24 protein-coding genes are annotated in these 26,818 nt (G+C 38.8%); all 24 read left to right on the top strand.

Annotated features, from left to right (window positions below; genetic code table 11):
* Positions 1-3: 3 nt before the first annotated feature.
* The 24 genes from BD847_RS04400 to BD847_RS04285 all read left to right on the top strand — a co-directional run bounded on the left by BD847_RS04400 (position 4) and on the right by BD847_RS04285 (position 26,818).
* Positions 4-1,314 carry an efflux RND transporter permease subunit gene (locus tag BD847_RS04400; RefSeq protein WP_115887044.1) on the top strand — a complete coding sequence of 437 codons (1,311 nt, stop codon included), beginning with the start codon at positions 4-6 and terminating at the stop codon, positions 1,312-1,314.
* Positions 1,286-3,235: an efflux RND transporter permease subunit gene (locus BD847_RS04395; protein ID WP_244201556.1), complete on the top strand. Its 1,950-nt coding sequence runs from the start codon at positions 1,286-1,288 to the stop codon at positions 3,233-3,235. The genes BD847_RS04400 and BD847_RS04395 overlap by 29 nt, the downstream gene beginning before the upstream one ends.
* Positions 3,219-4,469, top strand: a complete 1,251-nt coding sequence (locus tag BD847_RS04390; protein WP_223678188.1) for a TolC family protein — start codon at positions 3,219-3,221, stop codon at positions 4,467-4,469. The genes BD847_RS04395 and BD847_RS04390 overlap by 17 nt, the downstream gene beginning before the upstream one ends.
* On the top strand, positions 4,447-5,778 hold the full coding sequence (locus BD847_RS04385; protein WP_115887043.1) for an efflux RND transporter periplasmic adaptor subunit: 1,332 nt from the start codon (positions 4,447-4,449) through the stop codon (positions 5,776-5,778). Before BD847_RS04390 ends, BD847_RS04385 begins: the two co-directional genes overlap by 23 nt.
* A gap of 11 nt (positions 5,779-5,789) precedes the next feature.
* Positions 5,790-7,004, top strand: coding sequence for an efflux RND transporter periplasmic adaptor subunit (locus tag BD847_RS04380; protein WP_115887042.1), 1,215 nt, complete (start codon positions 5,790-5,792; stop codon positions 7,002-7,004).
* Between the two features lie 18 nt (positions 7,005-7,022).
* A complete protein-coding gene (locus tag BD847_RS04375) occupies positions 7,023-7,562 on the top strand; it encodes a DUF3347 domain-containing protein (protein ID WP_115887041.1) in 540 nt (179 codons plus the stop codon).
* 89 nt (positions 7,563-7,651) lie between these two features.
* Positions 7,652-10,189, top strand: a complete 2,538-nt coding sequence (locus tag BD847_RS04370) for a heavy metal translocating P-type ATPase (protein WP_115887040.1) — start codon at positions 7,652-7,654, stop codon at positions 10,187-10,189.
* Positions 10,190-10,212: 23 nt separating this feature from the next.
* Complete coding sequence (locus BD847_RS04365) at positions 10,213-11,457, top strand: hypothetical protein (RefSeq protein ID WP_115887039.1); 1,245 nt, start codon at positions 10,213-10,215, stop codon at positions 11,455-11,457.
* A gap of 13 nt (positions 11,458-11,470) precedes the next feature.
* Positions 11,471-12,343, top strand: coding sequence for a DUF2911 domain-containing protein (locus tag BD847_RS04360; RefSeq protein ID WP_115887038.1), 873 nt, complete (start codon positions 11,471-11,473; stop codon positions 12,341-12,343).
* 123 nt (positions 12,344-12,466) lie between these two features.
* Positions 12,467-12,958, top strand: a complete 492-nt coding sequence (locus BD847_RS04355; RefSeq protein WP_115887037.1) for a DUF305 domain-containing protein — start codon at positions 12,467-12,469, stop codon at positions 12,956-12,958.
* Between the two features lie 28 nt (positions 12,959-12,986).
* On the top strand, positions 12,987-15,509 hold the full coding sequence (locus tag BD847_RS04350) for a multicopper oxidase domain-containing protein (RefSeq protein WP_115887343.1): 2,523 nt from the start codon (positions 12,987-12,989) through the stop codon (positions 15,507-15,509).
* 454 nt (positions 15,510-15,963) lie between these two features.
* Complete coding sequence (locus BD847_RS04345) at positions 15,964-17,172, top strand: hypothetical protein (RefSeq protein ID WP_144213033.1); 1,209 nt, start codon at positions 15,964-15,966, stop codon at positions 17,170-17,172.
* An 81-nt stretch (positions 17,173-17,253) separates the two neighbouring features.
* Positions 17,254-17,577 carry a DUF6660 family protein gene (locus BD847_RS21070; protein ID WP_115887035.1) on the top strand — a complete coding sequence of 108 codons (324 nt, stop codon included), beginning with the start codon at positions 17,254-17,256 and terminating at the stop codon, positions 17,575-17,577.
* A gap of 78 nt (positions 17,578-17,655) precedes the next feature.
* Positions 17,656-19,833, top strand: coding sequence for a TonB-dependent receptor (locus tag BD847_RS04335; RefSeq protein ID WP_115887034.1), 2,178 nt, complete (start codon positions 17,656-17,658; stop codon positions 19,831-19,833).
* A gap of 223 nt (positions 19,834-20,056) precedes the next feature.
* Positions 20,057-20,389 (top strand): ArsR/SmtB family transcription factor, encoded by a 333-nt coding sequence (locus BD847_RS04330; RefSeq protein WP_115887033.1) that lies wholly within the window; start codon positions 20,057-20,059, stop codon positions 20,387-20,389.
* Positions 20,390-20,400: 11 nt separating this feature from the next.
* Positions 20,401-20,886, top strand: a complete 486-nt coding sequence (locus tag BD847_RS04325; protein ID WP_115887032.1) for a GNAT family N-acetyltransferase — start codon at positions 20,401-20,403, stop codon at positions 20,884-20,886.
* Between the two features lie 32 nt (positions 20,887-20,918).
* Positions 20,919-21,392 (top strand): DUF6428 family protein, encoded by a 474-nt coding sequence (locus BD847_RS04320; protein ID WP_115887031.1) that lies wholly within the window; start codon positions 20,919-20,921, stop codon positions 21,390-21,392.
* Between the two features lie 30 nt (positions 21,393-21,422).
* On the top strand, positions 21,423-22,037 hold the full coding sequence (locus BD847_RS04315; RefSeq protein ID WP_115887030.1) for an arsenate-mycothiol transferase ArsC: 615 nt from the start codon (positions 21,423-21,425) through the stop codon (positions 22,035-22,037).
* A 1-nt stretch (position 22,038) separates the two neighbouring features.
* Complete coding sequence (gene arsB, locus BD847_RS04310) at positions 22,039-23,124, top strand: ACR3 family arsenite efflux transporter (RefSeq protein ID WP_115887029.1); 1,086 nt, start codon at positions 22,039-22,041, stop codon at positions 23,122-23,124.
* Positions 23,125-23,334: 210 nt separating this feature from the next.
* A complete protein-coding gene (locus BD847_RS04305) occupies positions 23,335-23,691 on the top strand; it encodes an ArsR/SmtB family transcription factor (RefSeq protein WP_115887028.1) in 357 nt (118 codons plus the stop codon).
* Positions 23,688-24,281 (top strand): mercuric transport protein MerTP, encoded by a 594-nt coding sequence (gene merTP / locus BD847_RS04300; protein WP_115887027.1) that lies wholly within the window; start codon positions 23,688-23,690, stop codon positions 24,279-24,281. Before BD847_RS04305 ends, merTP begins: the two co-directional genes overlap by 4 nt.
* 1 nt (position 24,282) lies before the next feature.
* On the top strand, positions 24,283-24,489 hold the full coding sequence (locus BD847_RS20935; protein ID WP_115887026.1) for a GDCCVxC domain-containing (seleno)protein: 207 nt from the start codon (positions 24,283-24,285) through the stop codon (positions 24,487-24,489).
* Positions 24,490-24,881: 392 nt separating this feature from the next.
* Positions 24,882-25,556, top strand: coding sequence for a response regulator transcription factor (locus BD847_RS04290; protein WP_115887025.1), 675 nt, complete (start codon positions 24,882-24,884; stop codon positions 25,554-25,556).
* Positions 25,553-26,818: a sensor histidine kinase gene (locus BD847_RS04285; protein ID WP_223678184.1), complete on the top strand. Its 1,266-nt coding sequence runs from the start codon at positions 25,553-25,555 to the stop codon at positions 26,816-26,818. The genes BD847_RS04290 and BD847_RS04285 overlap by 4 nt, the downstream gene beginning before the upstream one ends.

Raw genomic sequence — 26,818 nt, 5'->3', positions numbered from 1 at the left:
CCTATGGTACACAAATTAATAGAATGGTCCCTGCGTAACCGGTTCATCATATTACTATTATCCGCAGGAATATTTGTTTGGGGTATTATCTCTATTCAAAAAAATCCCATCGATGCTATACCCGACTTATCTGAAAATCAGGTAATCGTTTTTACAGAATGGATGGGACGTGCTCCACAGCTCGTTGAAGACCAGATCACCTACCCCTTGGTAACAAACCTTCAGGGATTGCCTCAAATTAAATATGTAAGGGCAGCTTCCATGTTTGGCATGAGTTTTATCTATGTCATTTTTGAGGATGATGTCGATGTATACTGGGCAAGATCAAGAGTGCTGGAAAGGCTCAGTACTATTAGCAGCACCCTGCCCAAAGGAGTTGCCCCACAGTTGGGGCCTGACGGAACCGGGGTTGGTCATATACTATGGTATACCCTTGATGCTCCAGGTATTGATCTGGGAGAACAAAGGGCCCTGCAGGACTGGTACGTGAAGTTTGCTCTGCAGAATGTTCCGGGAGTAAGTGAAATTGCCTCTTTTGGAGGATTCCAGAAAGAATATCAGGTTACACTTGATCCAAACAAACTGCTGTATTACAAGCTGTCTGTCCCGGAGGTCATAGGCGCCGTGCGTGCCAATAACAATGAAAGCGGCGGAAGAAAATTCGACATGAGTGATATCGGCTACATCATTAAGACATCCGGTTATCTTAAATCCATTAAGGAGATCGAGGATATCCCGCTGAAAAACCAGAATGGCATTCCTGTAAAAGTAAGCGATATAGGAACTGTCCAGATGAGCGGGGAAACCCGATTAGGCATCTTTGACCATAATGGCACAGGTGAAGCCGTTGGAGGTATAGTGGTTATGCGTTACGGTGAAAACGCAGATGCCGTTATTGATAATGTCAAAGAAAAGATGAAGGAAGTTGCCAAAGGGCTACCCAAAGGAGTAAAATTCAACATTGTATACGATCGGGGGCATCTGATAAAAGAATCTATTGATTCGGTTAAACGAACTTTGATTGAAGAGATGCTCGTAGTATCCCTTATCGTTATTATTTTTCTTTTTCACTGGCGCAGTGCGTTAAGTATTATCATCCAGATCCCAATTACAATTGCAGCAAGTTTCATACTGCTTAATGCTTTTGGTATCTCATCCAATATAATGTCATTAACGGGTATTGCTTTGGCTATTGGTGTTATTGTCGATAATGGAATTATAATGAGCGAGAATGCTTATCAGCATCTATCACAGCGTTACGCCCAATGGCAGTCCGAACAAAAAAATGAAACAAACCGAGATGAAAAGAATTAAAAATATATTTCGCAAAAAGCCACAGTGGATATCCGAAGAGGAAAGAATACAAATAATTGAGAAAAGCAGCAAGCAGGTTTCTCGCGGCGTATTCTTTGCCACTGTTATTATAATCACTTCTTTCCTGCCTGTATTTATGCTTAGCGGTCAGGAAGGGAAATTATTCCATCCCCTGGCCTACACAAAAACCTTCATATTGGTTGTGGATGCACTGCTTGTACTTACGCTGGCACCGGTACTGATTTCTTTTTTTATGAAAGGAAAATTCAGGCCTACCGATTCCCATCCCGTTAATCGTTTTCTTGAAAAAGGATATGAGCCCATTATAAGATGGGTTCTCAAATGGAGAAAAACAACCCTGACGGTTAACATCTTGGCTTTGTTGATTTCCATTCCATTGTTGATGCGCCTTGGAACAGAGTTCGTCCCGCCCCTTGATGAGCAGAGCATCTTGTTTATGCCTGTCACGCTGCCTGATATCTCGAATGGAGAAATTAAGCGCATCTTGCAGGTACAGGATAAAATAATAAAATCGGTTCCTGAAGTAGAAAGCGTACTGGGAAAAGCCGGAAGGGCAAACACAGCTACGGATAATTCCCCAATGAGCATGATTGAGACCATAATATTGCTCAAACCAAAATCACAGTGGCGTGAAGGAATTGATAAAAAAGATATTATTAAGGAGCTTGATACCAAACTTCAGATTCCGGGCGTAGTAAACGGCTGGACACAGCCAATTATCAACCGTATCAACATGCTTGCAACAGGTATTCGTACCGACGTGGGAATTAAGGTCTATGGACAAAACCTCGACACCATTGCACGTGTATCTGAGAAAGTAAAAATGGCATTAGAGGGAACGCCAGGGGTTTCCGACTTATTTGTGGATCCTATAACCGGCGGCAAATATCTAGATGTAAATGTCAATCGCCCGGAACTGGCCCGGTATGGATTAACCGTGGATGATGTAAACCAAACCGTGGAATTTGCTTTAGGCGGTGCATCTATTGGCAATACAGTTGAAGGGCGAAGACGTTTCTCAATCAGTGTGCGTATGGCTCAGGACTATAGAAACAGTGTGGAACGCATCAAACGTATCCCCTTGCAGTCCCCAACCTTTGGAGAGGTTCCCCTTTCTGCTGTTGCTGATATTAAGTTTGTAGACGGCCCTCCTATGATCAGTTCAGAAAATGCGCTCCTGCGCGGGGCCGTTATGTTCAATATCCGCGACCGTGATATGGGAGGAACTGTTCAGGAAGCCATGAAAAAATTAGAAAATGCCAAAGAAATACTCCCACAAGGGTACTTTATAGAATGGAGCGGACAATATGAAAACCTGATCAGCGGAGAAAAGACCCTTAAAATCATTGCCCCAATCGTATTGCTTGTTATTTTCTTCTCTCTCTATTTTGCTTTTAACTCTCTCAGAGAAGCCTTCCTGAGCCTTATAACAGTGCCTTTTGCTTTAATTGGAGGTGCCTATATAATCTTTTTCTGGGATGTCAATCTATCAGTGGCTGTAGCAGTTGGATTTATTGCCCTGTTCGGAATTGCTGTCGAAACCGGAATAGTGATGGTCATTTATCTCAATGATGCAATGGAGCAGCTCATCAGGGCCAAAGGAAATTCAAGTGAAACAATCACAAAAGAGGATCTCAGGGAATATGTGGTGCATGGCGCCGCAAAACGGCTTCGTCCAAAACTAATGACAGTCTGCGTTTCATTATTTGGACTGGTTCCCGTCCTATGGTCTAATGGCGTTGGAATGGATGTAATGAAGCCAATTGTATTGCCTATGATTGGCGGGGTATTTACCTCTGCCGTACATATCTTATTAGTAACCCCGCTTATTTTCCTAATGTCTAAAGAATATGAATTACGAAAATATGGAAAACTTGAAGTACATGATGTCAAACATTAAAATACTGGCAGTACTATTGCTTTTGCTGCCATTACAGCTATTGAGCCAGACCAAACAGGTCTTGTCTCTTGATACGATCCTTCAGAGGATTGATAAAAAAAACGTGCTGCTGCAGAGTTATAACTTAAAGGCAGAAGGGTTCAAATACAGCGCCGATGCCGCTACGGCATGGATGGCGCCAATGGTGGGTGTCGGGACATTTATGACGCCCTATCCTTTTCAGGAAGTTATGGATGACCGCGACAAAGGATCTTTAATGTTCAGAGTTGAACAGGATATCCCAAATTTCGGAAAATTAAACAAAAAGAAAAAATTCATCCAGTCCCAGGGAAATATTGAGAATGCTACCCGTGCTGTTACCCTTAACGATTATAAGGCGAAAGCCAAACAGCTCTACTACAGCTGGATGGTGGCCGAACAGCGCATCAAAGTCTTGGATCGGAACGAAAAAATTATGATTACCATGAAGAAAATTGAGGAAGTAAGGTATCCCTACAATCAGTCTCAATTGGGCAATGTGTATAAGATTGATGCCCGGCTCGAAGAAAATAAAAATATGATCCGCATGCAGGAAGGTGAAATAGCCAAAGCAAGGGCCTGGCTTAACAGTTTGATGAACCAGCCCGGGAATGCCGATTTTTCGATAGACACAACCGCTGTTCCGGTCTTTAATCCCGCTCTTCACGATACCACAAGCATAGCTGCCGCACGCGGAGACATCAAAAAAATGAATGCCGGAATTGAATCAATGCAATTGAGCATAGAGGCAATGAAAGCTGAAAAAAATCCTTCTTTCAAATTTCAGTTTGACCATATGAATTCATTTGATAAAATGATGCCTAAAGCCTATTCTGCAATGGCGATGGTGTCCATTCCAATTGCTCCGTGGTCATCAAAAATGTATAAATCAGATGTCAAGGCAATGCAGTATAATGTACAGGCAATGCAGAAAGAGAAATCTGCCATGCTGCAGGAAACCCAGGGGATGCTGTATGGCATGCAATATGAAATACTGACCATGCAAAAAAAGATTCAGGGCCTCGAAACAAAAATAATCCCTTCTATGCAAAAATCCTTGGATGTAAACTTTCTGAACTATCAGGAAAACAAACTGCAGATTCCTGTAGTAATTGATTCCTGGGAAGCTTTAAATATGCTGCAGAATAACTTATTGGATGAAAAATTAAAACTATATCAAATGATTGTCGATTATGAAAAAGAACTATATCGCTAAGTTGGCAGCATTGTCATTGGTTTCTATATTAGTATTGACAGCCTGTAACAATAAAACCGAGCATAACAGTAAGCCAGTGCATCAGCATAGTGCAAATCAGAAATATACTTGTCCAATGCATCCCGAGGTTATTCTGGATAAGCCAGGCAGCTGCCCGATATGCGGTATGGAATTGGTTCCAAGACATACCCCTGGTACGGAAACAGCTATAGACAGCAGCCTGAAACACCTTATAAAACCAGTCAATGAACAGGTCGTTTCTAATATATCTGTCATAAAACCTGAGAAAGGGACTAAAATAATCTCCATGCAGGTACAAGGAATTATTACCTACGACAGCCGCGGCCAGACCAGTATTTCCAGCAGGGTAAGCGGGAGGATCGAACGCCTGCTGATTAAGTACAATTATCAGCCCGTAAAAAAAGGACAGTTGATCATGGAAATCTATTCACCTGATCTGGCTGCCGCGCAAAGAGAATTGTTGTTTATTTATCAATCTGACCCCCACAATCCAATGCTTCAAAAAGCAAAAGAAAGGCTGTCTTTGTTAGGCATGCAGCAAAAACAGATCCAACAGGTATTAAAAACAGCTAAAATTTCCTATCGCATCCCGGTTTACAGTAACGCCTCCGGATACATCTTGGACAACAGTGCAGCGGCAAACGCGTCTGCAGCAGCTCCGGCGGCTTCTTCTCAAAGCGCCGCGTCAGATGATGGTATGGGCGCAATGGGTTCAAGTGGCAATGCAGCGTCAGCCAGCAGTGCATCTTCCCCTGCAGCACCAGCTGTTATCCTGAGAGAAGGGCAATATATTGGTGCGGGACAATCCCTTTTTACAATTTATACCAACAAAAACCTTATCGCCGAATTTGCTTTTGATCCATCGGTGGCATCCCGGGTTAAAAAAGGACAAAAATTGGTGTTTTATGAACCGTCAGATAAGCAAACCGTGTATAGCGGCACCATCGGACTTATTCAGCCCGTCTTTAAAGAGGGAGGCAACTTTACCATAGCACGTATTTATTTGCAGGATAACAAATTTCAGACCGGCAAATTAGTTACTGCTGCCATTCCAATTGTCAGTAAAGGCTGGTGGCTTCCGCAAAGTGCCGTTCTTAATTTGGGAAATAAGTCCATTGTTTTCAAAAAAGAGCAGGACGTGTTTGTTCCCCGAGAAGTTAAAACGAAAAACAATGCTGATGGAATGGTGCTAATCGATCAAGACATAAGTGATTGGGATATTGCCAGTAATGCTGCCTACATGATAGACAGTGAGAGTTTTATCAAGACAGTTTCAGAACATAAATAAAAAAATAGGCTATGAACAATAAAATATTAATTCGTACTATTTTGCTCATTGCAATGGTTTTTCCGCTTCTATTTGCAGCGTGTGCCCAAAAAGAAGAAAAAAAGGTCAGTCAGCAAAAAGCTCAAACTTATACCTGTCCCATGCATCCGCAAATTGTAAAAGATGGCCCCGGCTCATGCCCGATCTGTGGCATGGATTTAGTGCCCTTCGAAAAAAACAACGCACAGGACTTTCTAACCTTGGGTCCCAGCCAGCAGGCATTAGCCAATCTCACTACAATAACTGCCGGGGAAAATGAATTTTCAAATTCTTCCCGTCTCAACGGACGTCTGGTTACTGACCCCGAGCAGACCATTTACATCTCAAGTCGTGTCGAAGGAAGGATTGAAGAGTTGTATATAAAAGAAACCGGGGTTCCGATTCGAAAAGGCCAGCCCTTATACAGAATATATTCAGAGCAGCTTTCAGCCCTTCAGCAGGAGTACCTCCTTGCCACAGCACAGGCTGCAAGCTTTTCTGAGGACAGACGTTTTGCCCAGATAAAAAATGCTGCAAAACAAAAACTGCTCTTGTATGGGCAGTCTGAAGCGCAGCTTAATGAATTGTTCAAAAAACAAAAAGCATCACCCTATGTTGTTTACTACGCTCCAGATTCAGGAATAGTGGCAGAAATATCCATAACAGAAGGCCAATATGTTACGGAAGGAGCTTCCATTATGAAACTGGAAGATTACAATCGCCTATGGGTCGAAGCTGATGTCTATCCCGCAGATGCTGGTAAAATTAAAGCAGGCCGAAAAGTGAAAGTCATAGTTCCAGGTTATGAAGATCAGCCCCAAACGATGACGGTCGACTTTATAAATCCTGCCCTGCAGGCAAGCAAACAGACAATACAGCTGCGCGGTACCATCGCCAATTCAAATAACCAATGGCAGGCAGGTCAGCAGGCGATTGTTTTGCTTCCTTCCTCAGAGCAAAAAATGAAGCTGACCCTGCCTGTTGATGCGGTAATCAGAGACGGCAGCGGCACACATGTCTGGATTGAAATCGAAAAAGGCAAATATCAGCCTAGAATGGTTACCATTGGTTCAGAAACCTTCAGTGAAGTCGAAATTACCAGCGGCTTAAAAAAAGGAGATATCGTCGTTGCATCCGGTGCCTATCTCCTTTACAGTGAATTTATATTAAAAAAAGGCAAGAACCCCATGTCAGGAATGAAAATGTAATAATCAATCACACAGACAATGAAAAAATTAATAAAAATCGGAATTCCAATATCAATAATCTTCTTACTTACTGCCTGCGGCAACAGTGAAAACAAAAAGAAAGAGGTTCCGCCTGAAAACAAAACTTCTGTAGTAATTCCAAAGGAATCCATAGTGAAGATAAATGACGATATTTTAAACGCCATATACAGCCATTATGTCCATTTAACAGCAGCCCTTGCCAAAGATAATGTCGCGGAAGCAAAACTGGCGGCCAATGCAATTGAGGCGGGAGCACTGGAAATCCGCAGCAGCAGCAATCTTGCAGCAGATGCAGCAGCAATCGTTTCAGCTCCAGATATCGATAAGCAGCGAGCTGCTTATTCTGATCTAAGTAATGAACTGGTCAGCCTGCTGAAAAAAACAGGAATGGCTGACGCTGAGCTATACGTGGAATACTGTCCAATGGCTTTCGGCAACAAAGGAGCAGTATGGATCAGTTCTACCAAGGAAGTACGAAATCCCTACTTTGGAGAAAAAATGCTCAAGTGCGGCGAGGTTAAAGAAATAATTAAATAATCAGAATCTAAGATTATTTTTTAGTGTTAAACAATTGGTTCAAAATAGGTTCAAAAAAATAACGCATCAAAACTGTAAAAAATAACCTTATGACACACACCTATACAATTTCGGGGATGACTTGCGATGGATGTCGTACAAAAGTAGAAAAAACGCTAAATGCCGTAGAGGGAATAAAGGCAAAAGTCACTTTAGATCCTCCATTAGCAACCATAACAATGGAAAAACATATTGCTGTCCAAGAGCTCCAGGAAGCATTGACTGCGGTTGGAAAGTACACCATTGAAATGGCTCATGTGCCCCATTCGGATGAAAAAAAAGCGGAAAAGTCATGCTGTAGCACTGCTAAGGATGATGCCCGCAAAGATGATCATAAAACGACAGCCGTTGCACATAATCATGCGGGTGGTAAATACTATTGCCCGATGCATTGTGAAGGAGATAAAATGTATGATAAAGCAGGAGATTGTCCTGTATGTGGAATGCATTTGGTGCAAGAACCAGCTGCTGCCCAGGTTCAGCAGTATACATGTCCAATGCATCCGGAAGTTATAGCCGATTCGCCGGGTTCATGCCCTATTTGCGGGATGGATCTGGTGCCGCTGCAGCCAAGTGAAAGCCAAGACCAGAGAATTTACAAGGATTTGGTTAAGAAAATGAAAATAGCGGTAGTATTTACTGTTCCCATTTTTGCCATCGCAATGATAGAAATGGTGCACAACAATCCTTTACTTCAACTAATGGATGCCTCTAAATGGAACTGGGTACAACTTGTTTTGTCTCTTCCTGTGGTTTTTTATGCCTGCAGGATATTTTTTGTGCGAGCATGGAAATCAATAATTACTTGGAATCTCAATATGTTTACCCTTATCGGTATTGGTACAGGAGTGGCATTTATATTTAGTTTGGCCGGTATTTTTTTTCCAGATATTTTTCCAAGCGAATTCAAGACCGAACACGGAACGGTGCTTCTATACTTCGAGGCTACAACAGTTATTCTAACTTTGGTTTTGTTAGGACAGTTACTTGAAGCCAGGGCGCACAGCCAAACCAGTGGTGCTATAAAAGAATTATTAAAACTGGCTCCTACCCAAGCTACCTTGGTAATTGATGGCCGCGATCAGGTAATCTCAATCCACGATATCAAAAAAGGTGATTTATTACGCGTAAAACCCGGAGACAAAATTCCTGTGGATGGGAAAATAACTGATGGTGAAAGTACAATAGACGAATCGATGATTACCGGTGAACCAATTCCTGTGGATAAAAAAATGGGAGACATGGTGTCATCAGGAACTATCAATGGGAACAAATCATTTGTTATGATTGCAGAAAAAGTAGGTTCAGAAACCCTGCTTTCGCAAATTATACAAATGGTAAATAATGCAAGCCGTTCCAAAGCACCAATTCAGAAACTGGCAGACAGCATCGCTAAATATTTTGTACCGATTGTTGTTATAATTTCTCTTCTTACTTTTTTCATCTGGGCAAAATTTGGTCCGGAACCGGCAATGGTTTACGGCTTTATCAACGCTATTGCAGTATTGATAATTGCCTGCCCTTGTGCATTAGGTTTAGCAACACCCATGTCAGTAATGGTGGGGGTTGGTAAAGGAGCACAATCAGGAATTCTTATAAAAAATGCCGAAGCTTTGGAAAAAATGAACAAAGTAAATGTTCTGATTACTGATAAAACAGGAACAATTACCCAAGGCAAACCTTCGGTAGAAAAAATTGTAGCACTGCAATATTCAGAAGATGAACTGCTGCAATACACAGCGTCTTTAAATCAGTACAGCGAACATCCTCTGGCAGAAGCCGTAGTGGAATTTGCAAAAGCAAAAAATGTTTCTTTGACAAAAGTCGATGATTTTGAAAACATCGCAGGAAAAGGAGTTATTGGGACTGCTAGCGGTAAAAAGACGGCATTAGGGAATAAAAAATTAATGGAGCACGCAGGCGTCACTGTTTCTGCTGACATAGAAGAGAAAATTATTGCCGAACAAAAATTAGGAAAGACAGTTTCTTACATCGCTGTGGATAAAAACGTAGTGGGATTTGTAACGATAACCGATGCCATAAAAGAAACTAGTGCTGCTGCCGTAAAAGAATTAATGCGCCAGGGAGTTGAAGTAATCATGCTTACGGGAGATAATATAAATACCGCCCAGGCTGTTGCCGAAGAGCTTCATTTGACTTCTTTTCAAGCAGGCTGCTTACCGGAGGATAAATTAAAAGTAATCCAGAAATTACAAGCCGAAGGAAAAACTGTTGCTATGGCAGGTGACGGTATAAATGATGCGCCTGCTTTGGCACAATCGGATATAGGTATTGCGATGGGAACAGGAACAGATGTAGCCATAGAAAGTGCCAAGATTACTTTGGTAAAAGGGGATTTGCAAGGAATTGTCAAAGCAAAAAACCTGAGCCACGCCGTAATGAGCAACATCAGACAAAATCTATTCTTTGCTTTTATATACAACGTATTAGGGGTTCCCGTTGCAGCTGGAGTTTTATATCCGTTTTTCGGAATATTGCTTTCGCCCATGATTGCCGCCCTGGCCATGAGTTTCAGTTCTGTTTCAGTAATTGTCAATGCCTTGCGTTTAAGAAGTTTAAAACTCTAAATAACATATAATTTAGCATACAAATGACCAATCTGGCACAAATTATTGAGCAGTATAAAAATGACAGCGAAAGTGTCTATAATACCTGGTTTATAGATAACGACCAAAGATTAAAGGCTTTTCGTACTATCAGACGCGGTGTCTTGCAAGTTATTGAAGATATTAAAAACCAAACCTTTCCCAACGATTTCAAAGGAAGCAGTTTGGAATTTGTTCTGAGCTGCATTGCAGAACAGAAACAAATTTTTGTAGGCGTTTCCCATCCGTTTTATTGGAAACCCAAATTGCGCATACCTGACATCTATGAAAATCAAAACAATAAATCAGCTTTTGGTCAGTTCCTTGAAAACTGCATCAATGCAAAATCTGAAGAACAGGTTCTGAAGGAAATTGTAAAACTTGATCAATTAAAAATTAAGGGCCTAGGGCCGGCAGTAGCCAGTATTTTGTATTTCATGCACCCAACCTGGTTCCCTCCTTTTAACACTGCCATTGTCAACGGGTTTAATTTTCTTTTTAAAGACAAAAAAAAATTAGGCAGCTGGACAGAATATTTAAAAATAAGAGAAACTGTTATCCAGACTAATCTCCTGTATAAATCACAGCTTTCAAATGACCTTGGCGCCATTGCTGGACTGTGTTTTGAAATTGGGACCCAGAAAATGCTGATCGGCAGCGATGAATATCTGAGCGAGGCGGAACGTTCAAGGTTCGAGAAAAACATTCACAAGCGGCAAAAAGAAATACTCGAAGAAAGGCTCGAAGAAAATCTTCACAGCGAAATGCAATATCATCTATTAAAAATTGGCATTTCTCTTGGTTTTGATGTTACACCGGCAAGTAATGATAAAAGTAAATCATTTAATGGCCAAAATTTTTCTTTTATATCACTAGCGAAATTCCCTGAGCTGCCCACCGATAAAGACACTCAAAACACTATCAGGCTTATTGATGTACTCTGGTTCGAGAAAGGTACAAACAAAATCATAGGCGCCTTTGAAGTAGAAAAAAGCACCAGTATCTATTCCGGCATACTGCGCCTGTCTGATCTTTATTTCAGTATTTCCAGCGGACAGGAAGTTTTTTACATAATTATACCCAATAACCGCGAAAAAGATGTGATACTCCAACTAAATAGACCCGCCATAAAAAACTCAAAAATGAATATAAAGTATATTCTTTTTTCCGAATTAAGAGCCAATTGTGATGCTATATGCAAATTTGGCAGCGACCATTCGATAATGGAAAAAATAGCCAAATCAATTTAAAATTAAAAATTCTATGAAAAAAATAATTCTAATAAGCTTTATTCTCCTGCAATCATTATCTCTTTCTGCACAGGAAAAAGTTCAAATTAAACTCCCTCCCGCAAGTCCGTCAGCCTCTTTTCAACAAGAGATCGGAAGTTCAACAATCAAAATGGCTTACAGCAGGCCTTTAGTCAGAGGGCGGAAAATATTTGGTGAACTGGTGCCCTTTGGCAAACTCTGGCGCACAGGTGCCAGCGATTGTACAACAATAAGCACCAATGAAGATATCACTTTTGGAGATACTATTTTAAAAGCAGGCACCTATTCTATATTCTCAATTCCATCAGAAAATCAGTGGACCATCATTATAAATACTGATACTGCCTTGCACGGGGATACAGGCTATGATGAAAAAAAGGACATCATGCGTTTTGTAGTTCCAGCAGAAAAAACGGATAACTTCTATGAGACATTTACTATAGAATTAAATGACATTAACAGCAAAGGCGAAGGTTCCCTGAAGATAGCATGGGAAAATACCCTGGTTAAAATTCCAATCAAAAGCAAAGCTGACCAAGAAATACTAGCCTTGATAGATAAACATCTCGTTAGGGAGAAAAGTCAAAATGCCGCTTTGCTGTTTCAGGCAGCAAATTATTATTCCATAACCGGGAGAGCCAATACCCAGGCAATATCCTGGCTGATGGAGGCAGAAAAACTTGATCCTGAGAATTTTTATTATCCAACTTTAAGGCAAAAACTATCTGTAGAACTAAAAGACTATTCTGGTGCCGTAGAAGCTGCCAAGAAAGCATTAGCTATTGCAGAACAGAAAAAAATGAAAAGTGTGGAGAAATTGAAAAACCAGGTCGCAGAATTGGAGTTGTTAGCTAAAAATAATTAAGTAAGCCTTATTGATATATTAAGAGCATAAATAATGTCCCCTGTACCTTCTTAAGCTACTATCTCTAAGCTTTCTTTGTTCAGGGTAAATCGATGAATTTAAATAACCTTTAAATAAAAAATCATGAAAACCGAACACACAACTAAGCATTCAGAAGAGTTAAACTTAGAAATGTACAAAAAATTAGCCCTTATGGCAGTACTATCATTTATTTCCATGTATGTGCTGATGTATTCGATGGTTGATGTATTTGCTAATGCAATTCCCAATCTAAATCAGTTTTACATGGCAGCACTTATGACTATGCCAATGCTCATTATAGAGATTATAGTAATGCGCACTATGTATATGAATAAAATGTGGAACAAAGTAATACTTGCCGCTGGGAGTCTTGCTCTAGTAATTTTTTTTTCCTGCATCAGACAGCAAGCAGCAGTTGATGACAAACAATTCTTAAAATCAATGATACCACACCATGCAGCGGCAATACTGATGGCCCAAAAAACTGTTCTTCAGGATCCGGAAACAAGCCAGCTGGCAAAAAACATTATAAAAGCGCAACAAGCAGAAATTGCACAAATGAAAGCCAAATTGAATGAAATGGAAAAAAAATAATAGAATGACAATCTGTAAAAAAAGAAAGATGAAAAATATACTGACAATGCTCATCGTTATAATTTTCCCTGCCATAATCCAAGCCCAGGATATGAAAGGAATGGAGATGGATAAAAAACAGCCCACAGAAGAGTCAAAGTCTTCTACTTACACCTGTCCCATGCATCCTGAAATTCACGAATCCAAACCGGGAAACTGTCCAAAATGCGGCATGAAACTAGTACCGGAAAAAACAAAAAAACAAAAAGAAGCATCATCCCATAAGGACAATGAAAAACAGGTTTCCAAAAAGCAAGCCAGCCAACAGGAAGCGCCAGTAAAGGGCAGCAGCAATGATATAAACACTCAAAAAGCAGCTGGAGAAAATAACCCACAGCCTCGTGTAGTCCGGTATGATCTTTATGTAAGAGATACCATTGTAAATTTTACAGGAAAACCCAAAAGAGCTATAGCTGTTAATGGGCAAATACCCATGCCTACCCTGACCTTCACAGAAGGGGATATTGCTGAAATCTATGTCCATAATGAACTCAATGAAGACACTTCTCTGCACTGGCACGGTTTATTCTTACCCAATAAGTATGATGGTGTGCCAAACTTGACACAAATGCCAATTAAGCCGCACACGACACATCTGTATACTTTTCCTATTATTCAGCATGGCACACACTGGTACCACAGCCACACTGAACTTCAAGAACAAATTGGCATGTACGGTTCTTTTATTATGAATAAAAAAACCGATGCTCCAACTTTCCGAAAAGGAATAGATGATCTGCCGACTGTTCCGATAGTACTGAGCGAATGGACAGATATGAAACCTGAAAATGTACACCGTCTGCTGCATAATGCATCAGACTGGTTTGCTATTAAGAAAGGAACAACGCAAAGCTATGCAGAAGCGGTAAGACAAGGATATTTTAAGGACAAAATTAAAAATGAATGGAAACGTATGAATGCCATGGATGTCAGTGATGTATATTACGACAAATTTTTGATTAATGGAAAAAGTGAAAGTCAGCTTTCCCAATTTAAAGCAGGTGATAAAGTCCGGCTGCGAGTTGCCAATGGCGGTGCATCAACCTATTTCTGGCTGACCTACGCTGGTGGAAAAATTACAGTTGTTGCCAATGACGGCAATGACGTAGAGCCGGTTGATGTAGATCGTTTAATTATTGCAGTTTCTGAAACCTATGATATAATTGTAACCATACCTGCAGATAAAACCGCTTATGAATTTTTGGCAACATCAGAGGACCGAACAAAATCTACCTCCCTGTACATTGGCGGCGGAATTAAACAACTCGCAGCACCACTGCCTAAACTCAAATACTTTGAAGGAATGAAAATGATGAATGGCATGATGAAAATGAATGGTGATCTGGATGATATGGGAATGAGCATGAGCCTCAATAAAATGGATATGAATGTAGTAATGTATCCTGAAATTACTGGTGCGCTAAAACCAAAAAAAAATATGGAGATGGACGGTATGAAAATGGGTGCCGAACAATACGACGCCAATGCGCTTTCAGATATTACCACCCTGAACTATGCAATGCTAAAATCCCCAACCAAAACAACACTTCCTGAAAATGCCCCGGTAAAAGAATTAAAATTTGAGCTGACCGGTAATATGAATCGATATGTATGGAGTCTGGACAATAAAGTAGTTTCTGAATCAGATAAAATATTAATCAAAAAAGGTGAAAATGTACGAATCATTTTGCATAATAATTCTATGATGCGCCATCCAATGCACCTGCATGGGCATGATTTCAGGGTCCTTAACGGACAGGGAGAATATGCACCATTAAAAAATGTGATTGATATAATGCCGATGGAAACCGATACTTTGGAGTTTAATGCCAATGTAGAGGGAGACTGGTTTTTTCACTGTCATATTTTGTACCATATGATGAGCGGAATGGGAAGGGTTTTTACCTATGAAAATCAACCTGCCAATCCTGAAATACCAGATCCTAAATTAGCACAACGAAAATTATTTGCCGATGACAGAAAATTCCATTTTATGGCAGAGAACGACTTTGCAACCAATGGAAATGATGGTGAAGCAATGTATCAAAGTACGCGCTGGAGTATTGGAACCGAATGGAGATTAGGATATAATGAGATGCATGGTTATGAAACCGAGACGCATATTGGACGATATATTGGAAAAATGCAATGGTTAATGCCATTTGTCGGATTTGACTGGAGATATCGAAAAATGGGAGAAGATGTACAAGAAAGAAACCTTTTTGGACAAAACAATACTAAAGATAAACGTGCCGTAGCAAGTTTAGGGGTCAATTACACCCTTCCCATGCTAATAGTTGCACAGGCTGAAGTTTTTACGGACGGTAAAGTCAGATTACAGTTTGAACGTAAGGACATTCCAGTTTCCAAAAGGCTAAGAATGAATTTGATGTGGAACACCGACAAGGAATATATGGCAGGACTACGGTATATAATCACCAGATGGGGTTCTCTTTCTTCCCACTATGACAGCGATATGGGCTTTGGCGCCGGTTTTATTTTAAATTATTAATGTTGTCTGATTAGAATATAAAAATATACATTACAATGGATTAAACCGACACTCGATCATTAGAAGGTGCCGCTGATATCACAACTTTATTTATCAATTAAAGAATGCCAATCTTAAATTAAAGATTGGCATTCTTTTATTAGACTATAAAACAGATCCTTCTTTTTATAGTAAGATGAGGATTTGTGATAGTATGCTTTAAATATGCCGCTTCAAGAATTAAAACAATCTTTAAAAATTATTTTAACAAAATACTTAGTAAATTAACAATAAGACATTGAGAAAGAATATTGGAAATAAAATTACAATTATTACTTTTACATACTAATTCTATAGGATATAAGAAGTATGATAATTAAAACGGCAGCAAAAAAAACACCTACTGTTTTTTCTCTTTTTATTTATCATTCAATTAAGTGCTCAGGAAAAAGACACCATATCTCAGCAGTTTTTAATGAACATAGAAATAAGGCCACGAGCCGAGTACACTTCAAATTATGTACTGCCTCCAAACGACTCTGCCGATCCTTATTTTTACATCACGCAGAGAAATAGGTTTTCTATGCAGTATGCAAGAGAAAAATGGCTAATAAAATCTGATTTGCAGGAAATTCATCTTTGGGACCAAAACAACAGGGCCTCCAAAGTAGAAAGCATCAATTTTTCTCAGTTGTATTTTGAAACTAAATTTAAATCGTTAAATGTACGATTAGGAAGGCAAAGCATTTTATTAGATAATGGCAGACTGTTCTCTGATGCGCCCTGGGCACAGCAAGGAAGAGCTCATGAAGGAATCCGAATAATGAAATATTCAAAACATCTCTCTAATGACTTTTTCTTTTTATTTACCAGAGATTACAATACTGGATTTGAGCCGGCCTATTCACCTGTAGCTTCCAATAAATATAAATATCTGCTGGCAAATAGCCTTATTTACAATACTAGTAAAGGATTTTCATTTAACTCATTAAATGCAGTTGATTTTTTAGAGAACGCAAATTCGCAGCAACTATATACTCGTGCAACGATGGGTGGCCGGATAGATTTTAGAAATAAGCAATGGTATTATACCCTAAATTCCTATCTGCAGTTTGGCCGTAATGTTAAAGGTCAAAAATTATTGGCGTACTATTTTCAGCCTGAGATTAAATTGTCGCTGTTAAAATCTACCTGGCGTTTAGGTGCTGAAATAATTAGCGGAAGCAAATCTAAATTGTCTAGCAGCAGGTCTGGGGATTTTGATGTATTGTATGGGGTTACATGGAAATTCAATGGAAACATGAATGTATTTACACGTTTTCCAAATGATGTTAATGGAAAAGGGTTGGTAAATCCTTATTTGTTTACAACAATTCCGCTAAACAATAAATTAACACTTCGCTCCGATTTTCACTTATTTTACACCCAATATCCCCTTTTAAATAATTCAGGTCAGGAAATGTCAAAGTTTCTTGGGTTTGAAAATGATTTTTCAATAAAATACATGCCTGTCAGAGAAATAGAAATAAATTATGCCTTTTCATTTTATAAGTCATCAGGGGCTATGCAGTACCTGCCAAAAATACAAGATGAAAATAAGCTGGCTCTTTGGAGCTATCTTATGGTCTCGTATAATTTTAATGCCCTAAATTTAAAGACACTTAAAAAAAAGCACTTAAATTAAAGTATTTTTTAATGCATTTGCTTGGAGAATGACTATAATAAAAATACATTTTTAATCATAATTTATATTTAAATTCGCAGTGTGAAAGCATTGGCAACAATAATATCGTTTATAGTACTGTTCCTTTCAACAGTACCATGCTCTGCATTAGTGAAACACTCAAAATGCGCAGTAGAGAAAAACTGCGGTAATGATTCACATGACTGCGGTAATGACTGCAATGGAAAATGCTCCCCCTTTTATTCCTGCGGGACTTGTGTGGGGTTTACAATAAATTTTAACTCTGCAGTTATTACTGAAAAATTAGAATTTATTCTGCACGATGTTTCGCCAACACCAACTTACAATAAATTTGTTGATTCTTCATTCATCTGCAAAATCTGGCAGCCTCCCAAAATTTCTTAGTCTAAAAACAGTGTTATTTTGCATGATTCTTTAATCATGTAAGGCTATTATGTCTATTAACCATTAAGAAAAATCTAAATGCTCAAATATATTTTACTGATTGTGGCAATAACATCTATTGGCACTGCGCAGGCACAGAATAAAATTACTTTTCATATAAAGAATGCTGATAATAATGAAGCTGTAAAAGGTGCTTCAGCAAAAATTGAAGAAACCAATTCCGTTATCTCATCTGGTAATGATGGCAACATCATTATTGAAAATTTAAAAGATGGAGATTACACATTATCCATTTCAATAGAAGGATTTGCCCCAAATAAAACGCTTTTTAAAGTACCTTCAACTGTCAGTCTTATAGAAATAAAATTGCAGAGCGAGGAAGAAGAGGCTGAAGAAATGGAAGAAATTATTGTTACTTCAACAAGAGGTACCAGAACCATCAGCAATATTCCAACCAGAGTTGAATTCATTGCCGGAGAAGAGCTGGAAGAAAAAGCCAATATGAAACCCGGAGACATTCGTATGATGCTTAATGAAAGTACCGGAATTCAGACCCAGCAGACTTCTGCAACTTCAGGAAATTCTTCCATCAGGATTCAAGGCTTAGACGGAAGATATACCCAGATTCTAAAAGACGGTTTTCCTTTATACTCTGGCGCGTCAAGCGGACTTGGGTTACTGCAGACTCCTCCATTAGATTTAAAGCAGGTTGAAATAATCAAAGGTTCCGCCTCTACTCTTTACGGTGGAGGAGCAATCGCTGGTTTAGTAAATCTTGTTTCTAAAACCCCGACCGAAGAAAGGGAGCTGCGATTTTTAATTAATGGAACTTCAGCTCTTGGACTGGATATAAATGGATTTTATTCTCAGCAGTTTGATAAAATTGGATTAACTGTCTTTGCTTCCCACGATCGCAACGCTCCTTATGATCCCGCTCATATACAGCTTACAGCTATTCCTAAATTTGAGCGTTTTAATTTTAACCCTAAACTTTTTGTCAATTTTAATGAAAATACCAAACTTAATTTCGGCATCAATACCGTTTTTGAAAACCGTTTAGGCGGAAATATTGAGTACATCAAAGATCAAAGTAAATATCCTGACAGTTATTTCGAAAAGAATAAAACACAGAGAATAAGCACGCAATTTTCCCTGACACATAAATTTAATGAGCAGGAATCGGTTACAATTAAAAACAGTTTTAATAATTTCAGCCGTGTCATCACCATTCCTGATTATGTATTTGATGGTCTGCAGAATAGTACCTTTTCTGAAATCAGTTATTCTAAAAACGGCAAAATTGCTCAATGGGCTGCTGGTGTAAATTTATATACGGACAGCTTTACTGAAAACAGTCCAACCGCTTTTCCGTTAAGAAATTATAATCAGATAACATATGGGGCTTTCCTTCAGAACACCATAAAAGCAAAAGAATGGCTGGAAATTGAAACAGGCCTCAGAAGTGATTATGTAATTGATTACGGATATTCTCTCCTTCCGAGAATTTCGGCATTATTTAAATTCAATTCTAAGCTTACATCCAGAATTGGAGGAGGCCTAGGCTACAAAACACCAACGATTTTTACAGAAGAAAGCGAACGCATCCAATATCGAAATGTATTGCCTATTAACAGCGATTTCAATAAACTTGAAAAAAGCTACGGTGTTAACTTTGATATAAACTATAAAACTAAAATTACCAATGACCTTTCCTTATCATGGAATCAGTTATTTTTCTACACGAATGTTGATAATCCTCTTATATTAAATTCTCTTCCTGATGACCTTTATCAGTTTGCAAATGTTAATGGATATTTGGATACTAAAGGAACTGAAACAAATGTGAAATTAGGATATAAAGATTTTAAATTATTTCTGGGGTATACCTTCACTGATGCTTCTATAAATGCAAATGGAGTAAAATCCGAAAATCCTCTTACCGCAAAACACAGATTAAATAATGTTTTAATGTATGAAGTTGAAGATAAATGGAAAGTTGGTTTAGAAGCTTACTATTACAGCAATCAAAAATTAAGTGATGGCACGACCGGAACAGCTTACTGGATTTTTGGCTTTATGGCAGAAAGGCTTTGGGAAAATTTTTCCCTTTATGCCAATTTTGAAAATTTTACTGATACCCGGCAAACTAAATTTGGAAGCATATATACAGGTCCTATTTCAAATCCTGTTTTCAAAGATATCTATGCTCCTCTGGACGGATTTGTTGTGAATGCAGGAATAAAGATAAAAATTTAAAGCGAAATACAGTGGCAGTCAATTTTTCGGACTACGGAATTACGCCTAAAGATTGCCATATTTTCAGAGACCTTGGAGTGGTATTCCAAGGTCTTTTTTATTTCATATATATATGATATACAATATGTTGCAAAACACACAAACGCACTTTTAGAAAATTTTCTTATTCAACTGCATGATAATTAAATTTTATATCGTAATATTGCAATATAAATATAAAACGATGGGAGCAACAAAAACAGATCACTTTACAGAAAGCCAGAACGAGCTGGCTGTTTTAGCCAAAGCACTAGGCCATCCTGCGCGTATTGCAATTATGGAATATTTATTAAAAGTAGATGCCTGCATCTGCGGGGATATTGTAAATGAACTTCCCCTTTCACAGCCGACGGTTTCACAGCATTTGAAAGAATTGAAAAATGCAGGCTTGATTAAAGGGAGCATCGAAGGAAATTCTATCTGCTACTGCATCAATGAACCTGGACTTGAAAAAATAAAAGGTTTCTTTCAGCACATATCAGATCATCTTGCCAAAAAGAAAAGCGAATGCTGTTAATTTAAAAGGATATGGAAATCAGAAAACTTTCGGCCAAAGATTGGGATCAGGTAAAAATAATTTACCAAAAAGGGATAGATACCGGCAATGCCACTTTCCAGACCAGCGCCCCTTCATGGGAAGACTGGGACAATTCACATCTGGCATCCTGCAGAATTACAATGCAGGAAGATGGCAAGGTGATTGGCTGGGCTGCCCTTACCCCTGTTTCTTCCCGCTGCGTTTATGCAGGGGTAGCAGAAGTAAGCGTATATGTGGATCCCGCACATTCAGGAAAAGGAATCGGGCTAACCCTTTTAAATGAACTTGTCAGACAAAGCGAAGCAGAAGGAATCTGGACGCTTCAGGCAGGGATCTTTCCTGAGAACACGGCAAGTCTCCGCATTCATGAAAAAGCAGGTTTCAGGATACTTGGAACAAGGGAGAAAATCGGAAAACAAAATGGTACCTGGAGAGATACTGCGCTTCTTGAAAGAAGAAGCTCCCTTATTATTTAATAAAAATATAGTATAACTAAATATAAGAAATTATGAAACTTTCAGAAATTAAAGAAGTGCTTAAAACAGTAGAAGCTGTAAATTTTGAACTGCCGGACGGAACATTTGTACCGGAATATTTCCACGTAACAGAAGTGGGTCTTGTTACCAAAAACTTCATCGACTGCGGAGGAACAGTAAGAAAAGAGACTGTTGTAAACTTCCAGCTTTGGGATGCCAACGACTACGAGCACAGGCTTAAGCCTCAGAAGCTGATCCACATCATTGAGCTTTCAGAAAAAGTATTGGGAATTGAAGACAATGAAATTGAAGTGGAATACCAGAACACCACTATCGGCAAATACGATTTGGATTTTAACGGTAAAAATTTCACTCTGCTTAACAAGCAGACAGCCTGCCTTGCTCAGGAGCAGTGCGGTATTCCTTCAGACAAGCCTAAAGTAAAATTATCTCAGTTAAATTCTGATAGCGGTTCTTCATGCACTCCAGGCGGAGGATGCTGCTAATCATTAACCATAAACTATTAGCCAAAAACTATGTTATATCCACAAATTGAGAATACAGTTAAATCATTTGATTTTAAGCAGATTTCAGAAGAGCGCAAAGCAGTCCTGCAGCCATTAATCGACTTCATTCAGACCAAAGTGGACAGTAAGCTGGAAACCAGACTGAACCTAATCTGCACGCACAATTCCAGAAGAAGCCACTTATCGCAGGTTTGGGCGCAGACTGCCGCTGCCTATTACGGCATCAGAAACGTTTCATGCTATTCAGGAGGAACCGAGGCTACTGCCCTTTTCCCGATGGCAGCGGAGACTTTGAAGGATTCAGGATTCAATATCAAAACGCTTTCAAAGGGATCAAACCCTGTTTATTCAATAAAATATTCAGCTGATGAACTTCCCGTTATAGGTTTTTCTAAAACCTATGATGATGATTTCAATCCTGAAAGCGGATTCGCCGCAATAATGACCTGCTCGCAGGCTGACGGCGGATGCCCGTTTATAGCTGGCGCAGAGAAAAGGATCCCAATTACTTTTGTAGATCCAAAAATTTCCGACGGAACGCCCCAGCAGAAGGAAACTTATCTGGAGCGAAGCCTGCAGATAGGAACTGAAATGTTTTACGTATTCTCACAAATAAAAAAATAAAATGTCAGCAAATAACTGTGCACCAGCCGTCGGACGCAAAAAACTAGGCTTCCTTGACCGCTTCTTGACCCTTTGGATTTTCCTTTCTATGGCTATAGGTGTGGCAATAGGATACTTTATTCCTTCCAGCGGAGATTTCATCAATTCTTTCTCCAGCGGAACAACAAACATTCCATTGGCAATAGGACTTATCCTGATGATGTACCCGCCTCTGGCAAAAGTAAAATACGAGCAGATGGGACAGGTTTTCAAAAACACAAAAGTCTTAGGTGCCTCTTTATTTCTGAACTGGATTGTAGGCCCTGTTTTGATGTTTTTATTGGCGCTCCTGTTTTTAAGCGGATATCCTGAATACATGATCGGGGTGATCCTGATCGGTCTGGCACGCTGTATCGCAATGGTTGTGGTATGGAACGATCTGGCAGACGGAAACCGTGAATATGCAGCAGGACTTATTGCCCTTAACAGTATTTTTCAGGTGCTGCTTTACAGTGTGTACGCTTATATTTTTATAACCATTCTCCCTCCCTATTTTGGATATGATGGTTTTGAGGTGAACATCAGCATAGCACAGATTGCTGAGAGTGTCGGTATCTATCTAGGTATTCCTTTTGCATTGGGAATCATAAGCCGTTACACTTTGATAGCTTTAAAAGGTTCTGAATGGTTCGAAACTAAGTATGTGCCTTTTATCTCGCCGATTACTCTTATTTCACTTCTCTTTACGATCATTGTAATGTTCAGCCTGAAAGGGGAACTTATTGTTCAGATCCCTATGGATGTTGTGCGTATTGCAATACCGCTTGTGATTTATTTTACTTTGATGTTTGTCATCAGCTTTTTCACTGGTAAATATTTTGGGGCAGACTATTCAAAAGCAACATCTATAGCATTTACAGCAACTGGGAATAATTTTGAACTTGCCATTGCTGTGGCAATCGGAGTGTTTGGAATAAACAGCGGCCAGGCTTTCGCAGGTGTTATAGGTCCTCTGGTAGAAGTGCCTGCTCTTATTGCACTGGTAAATCTTGCATTCTGGTTCAGAAAGAAGCATTTTACAAAGCAGGTATCTGCAAAAGCTGCTTAGTAGAAATATGAGAAATGTTCAACGCATTGCTGTCATGACGATTCTGGAACTTGTGCTCTGAAGGATTGCAAAAAGTTTTTTTTCACCCTAATGCTTAAAAGACAACTCAAAAAGTTGCCTTTTTTTATGCGCAGGAATATTCATAAATTTAATTCAAATGTTTTGTATTTTAGCATTTGCTTAAATAAGCAAAAAGTATAAATTTGCATTATGGAAGATATAACTTGTATACGGCAACAGGCAGATATAAAACAAATAATCCGCTGTAAAGACAGAGTATCAGAACTCAATGCCTCATTTGACTATTTATCAAGTGGGCTTGAATTGGCTGGCAACAATGTGAGATTAAGAATTCTTTTTTTGCTTTATGAAGAAAAACAGCTCTGTGTTTGTGACATAAGTGATATTCTTGACATGAGTATTTCTGCAATTTCACAGCACTTACGGAAACTAAAAGACAGAAAACTTATTGAAACTAAACGGGAAGCGCAGACCATTTTCTATTCATTAACAAAGGAGTATGAAAAAATGCTAAGACCTTTCTTCGAAATTTTAGAGAAAATATGAAAACAGAGAATAAAATGATCGGAGCTGGATTTTTCACAGCAGTAGCTGCTTCATTGTGCTGCATTACGCCCATATTAGCATTAGTTGCCGGAACAAGCGGGATTGCTTCTGCTTTTTCATGGCTTGAACCAATGAGGCCTTATTTCATCGGCCTGACGGTTTTAATTATTGGTTTTGCTTGGTATCAAAAGCTGAAAACTAAAAAGCCGATAGACTGTAACTGCGATTTAGAAGAAAAGCCGAAATTCGTTAATTCAAAAATGTTTCTAGGAATTATTACAGTATTTACATTCCTTATGCTTTCGTTTCCATACTACTCAAACATTTTTTATCCAAATACAGAAAAGAAAATCTTGGTCGCGAAAGAAACCAGCACTCAAAAAGCTGAGTTTAGAATCAGCGGAATGACTTGTGCCAGCTGTGAAAAACATGTGAATCATGAAGTAAACAAATTAGAAGGAATAATAAATTCAGATGCAAATTATACCAATGGTAATGCTGTTGTAGAATTTGATAATTCCAAAATCACAATTGCCGAAATTGAAAAAGCAATTAATTCAACAGGCTATACAGTAACTAACAAAAAATAAAATGAAAATCGTTCTACAATCTATAATAACCTGCCCTCTTTGCTCCCACAGCAAAGAAGAAACAATGCCGACAGATGCATGCCAATTTTTCTACGAATGTGAAAACTGCAAACAAACTCTTAAGCCAAATCAAGGAGACTGCTGTGTTTATTGTAGTTTTGGAAGTGTGCCGTGTCCACCAATCCAACAGAACAAAAAATGCTGCTAAAGTGAATCTGGTTAAACAGTAATCTTTTTAACTAAATCTTTCTAAAAGCCAATTTCCTTTTGATCAAAACAGAGACAACTCAAAAAACAATCCTTCGCATGACTTTAGTATAGGTTAATCTTTTATTTTTCTTCAATTCTATCATTCTGGGGACTTAACAATTTTAAATTTTCCAGTGGTAAAGCATAATTTATATAAACTGATTCGATACTATAGTCCACAGAAATAATACATTTTGAAAATTCAGAATTAATTCAAAATCGAATTGTAATTTTACAAGTTAATAAAAAATGACGTGCCAATTTTTTAAATTTAGTTTTTACACAGAATCTCTGGGCTTAATTTCTTAAATTTATAGACGCATAAGTCATTAAGTTAATTTAATTTCCAGCATGAAAATTTTAATTATCGAGGATGAGCAACAGATTGCTGAAAGCATAAAAAGTTATTTCAAGGAAAATGGAGTCCAGTGTGAAACTGTACATAATTACATCGAGGCCGCTTACAAAATTGACAATTATGATTATGATTGTATTCTTCTGGACTTGACACTTCCTGACGGCAATGGTTTTGATATTCTAAAAGAACTTCGAAAAAAAGATAAAACTGATGGTGTTATTATAATCTCAGCGAAAGAAAATCTGGAAACACGTATCGAAGGCTTCAGCCTTGGTGCTGACGATTACCTTACCAAACCTTTCCATCTAGCTGAACTGCTTGTCCGAATGCAGGCACTTGTAAGACGAAGAAATTTTAAAGGAAGCAACTCTATTGTTTTCAATGAGATTGTAATTGAGGTTTTTACCAAAACTGTAGTGGTAAAAGGTAAAAAACTCGATCTCACCAGAAAAGAACTCAACTTGCTTTTGTTTCTAATAGGTAATACCGATAAAGTACTCTCCAAGGCGGCGATCGCAGAACATCTTTCAGGAGATATGGCCGATATGCTGGACAGCCACGATTTTATATACGCGCATATCAAGAATCTAAAAAAGAAATTGGCTAAAGCCGGATCTGGAGACTACATTAAAACAATCTACGGTGAAGGATATAAATGGGAAAAATGAACAAAAATAAATTACTGCATAAAACAACACGCGATTTCCTTGCCTTGGCAGCCGTTATCCTTTTCATATGTGCGCCCATTTTCTATTATGTAAGCCAGTGGCTGTATATTTATGAAACAGAAGAAGTGCTCCAGCAGCACAAAAATGCCTTTGTTAACCAGAGCAGTAAGAACTTCACATCCGACGATATCAAAACCTGGAACAGATTCAATCTGCACTTTACCATTCTGCCGGACATGGGACTTACTAAGGACTCTATTGTAGGGACAACAATCGAGGACCCGATTGCAGAAGAAAAAGAACCGTTCCGAATTATTTACGCGCCTGTAGAAATTGCAGGCAGGAAATACACATACACAGAAAAAATACATCTTCTGGAAATGGAACGTCTTGTGTACAGTATTGCCGGCATGTTTACTTTCATAATTATAATACTTTTTATTGGCATTGTATGGCTTTCAAAGAAGACGGCATCCAAACGCTGGAGGCCCTTCTATAACACACTGGATCAGATTCATGAATTTGAAATCGATAAAAACAAACCTCCGCATTTTGTGGAAACTGACATCGATGAGTTTGACCGCCTAAATAAAAGCTTGGAGGCACTCATTGAGAAGAATACGGCTATTTATAAGAGCCAGCGTGAATTTGTTGAGAATGCTGCGCATGAACTCCAGACACCACTTGCTTTGTTTCAGAACAAAATCGATGTTTTGTTTCAGATGAAACTCAACAAGGAACAAACACAGGTTTTGGGATCATTAAGCAGGGATGTGGTCAAGTTAAACCGATTGAACAAAAACCTACTGCTTCTCTCCAAAATTGAACACGAAATTTATCTGGAAAAAAATACAATATCGATTAACAATCATATTGAAAAACACCTTAATTTTTTTACCGAACAGGCTGAACTTAAAAATATAGCAATAAATGTTCAGGCTCCTGAAAAGCTGCAGATTAGCGGAAATCTTATCCTTACTGAAATTTTAATTAACAACCTTCTGCTTAATGCCATAAGACATAATCGCAGTGAAGGCAACATCATCATAAGGATAATGGAAAACGAACTGCAGGTATTGAATACAGGAGACGATAAGCCACTTCCTATCGACAAACTTTTTAATCGTTTTTTTAACAGCGGATCCTCTTCGAATGGAAACGGACTTGGACTTTCGATCATAAAAAAGATTACTGAACTTAACGGCTGGAAAGTCAATTATTCCTTTTACAATAATTTTCATTCATTCAGCATTCATTTCTGA

The sequence above is a fragment of the Flavobacterium cutihirudinis genome (genome assembly GCF_003385895.1).
In the GTDB taxonomy this organism is placed as follows: domain Bacteria; phylum Bacteroidota; class Bacteroidia; order Flavobacteriales; family Flavobacteriaceae; genus Flavobacterium; species Flavobacterium cutihirudinis.
This window is presented reverse-complemented; position numbering and strand designations above follow the sequence as displayed.

Bases quoted from the DNA above. Each gene is read 5' to 3' on its own strand.
- BD847_RS04400 (WP_115887044.1), top strand. From the start codon at position 4: ATGGTACACAAATTAATAGAATGGTCCCTGCGTAACCGGTTCATCATA.
- BD847_RS04395 (WP_244201556.1), top strand. From the start codon at position 1,286: ATGAAACAAACCGAGATGAAAAGAATTAAAAATATATTTCGCAAAAAG.
- BD847_RS04390 (WP_223678188.1), top strand. From the start codon at position 3,219: ATGATGTCAAACATTAAAATACTGGCAGTACTATTGCTTTTGCTGCCA.
- BD847_RS04385 (WP_115887043.1), top strand. From the start codon at position 4,447: ATGAAAAAGAACTATATCGCTAAGTTGGCAGCATTGTCATTGGTTTCT.
- BD847_RS04380 (WP_115887042.1), top strand. From the start codon at position 5,790: ATGAACAATAAAATATTAATTCGTACTATTTTGCTCATTGCAATGGTT.
- BD847_RS04375 (WP_115887041.1), top strand. From the start codon at position 7,023: ATGAAAAAATTAATAAAAATCGGAATTCCAATATCAATAATCTTCTTA.
- BD847_RS04370 (WP_115887040.1), top strand. From the start codon at position 7,652: ATGACACACACCTATACAATTTCGGGGATGACTTGCGATGGATGTCGT.
- BD847_RS04365 (WP_115887039.1), top strand. From the start codon at position 10,213: ATGACCAATCTGGCACAAATTATTGAGCAGTATAAAAATGACAGCGAA.
- BD847_RS04360 (WP_115887038.1), top strand. From the start codon at position 11,471: ATGAAAAAAATAATTCTAATAAGCTTTATTCTCCTGCAATCATTATCT.
- BD847_RS04355 (WP_115887037.1), top strand. From the start codon at position 12,467: ATGAAAACCGAACACACAACTAAGCATTCAGAAGAGTTAAACTTAGAA.
- BD847_RS04350 (WP_115887343.1), top strand. From the start codon at position 12,987: ATGAAAAATATACTGACAATGCTCATCGTTATAATTTTCCCTGCCATA.
- BD847_RS04345 (WP_144213033.1), top strand. From the start codon at position 15,964: ATGAACATAGAAATAAGGCCACGAGCCGAGTACACTTCAAATTATGTA.
- BD847_RS04335 (WP_115887034.1), top strand. From the start codon at position 17,656: ATGCTCAAATATATTTTACTGATTGTGGCAATAACATCTATTGGCACT.
- BD847_RS04330 (WP_115887033.1), top strand. From the start codon at position 20,057: ATGGGAGCAACAAAAACAGATCACTTTACAGAAAGCCAGAACGAGCTG.
- BD847_RS04325 (WP_115887032.1), top strand. From the start codon at position 20,401: ATGGAAATCAGAAAACTTTCGGCCAAAGATTGGGATCAGGTAAAAATA.
- BD847_RS04320 (WP_115887031.1), top strand. From the start codon at position 20,919: ATGAAACTTTCAGAAATTAAAGAAGTGCTTAAAACAGTAGAAGCTGTA.
- BD847_RS04315 (WP_115887030.1), top strand. From the start codon at position 21,423: ATGTTATATCCACAAATTGAGAATACAGTTAAATCATTTGATTTTAAG.
- arsB (WP_115887029.1), top strand. From the start codon at position 22,039: ATGTCAGCAAATAACTGTGCACCAGCCGTCGGACGCAAAAAACTAGGC.
- BD847_RS04305 (WP_115887028.1), top strand. From the start codon at position 23,335: ATGGAAGATATAACTTGTATACGGCAACAGGCAGATATAAAACAAATA.
- merTP (WP_115887027.1), top strand. From the start codon at position 23,688: ATGAAAACAGAGAATAAAATGATCGGAGCTGGATTTTTCACAGCAGTA.
- BD847_RS20935 (WP_115887026.1), top strand. From the start codon at position 24,283: ATGAAAATCGTTCTACAATCTATAATAACCTGCCCTCTTTGCTCCCAC.
- BD847_RS04290 (WP_115887025.1), top strand. From the start codon at position 24,882: ATGAAAATTTTAATTATCGAGGATGAGCAACAGATTGCTGAAAGCATA.
- BD847_RS04285 (WP_223678184.1), top strand. From the start codon at position 25,553: ATGAACAAAAATAAATTACTGCATAAAACAACACGCGATTTCCTTGCC.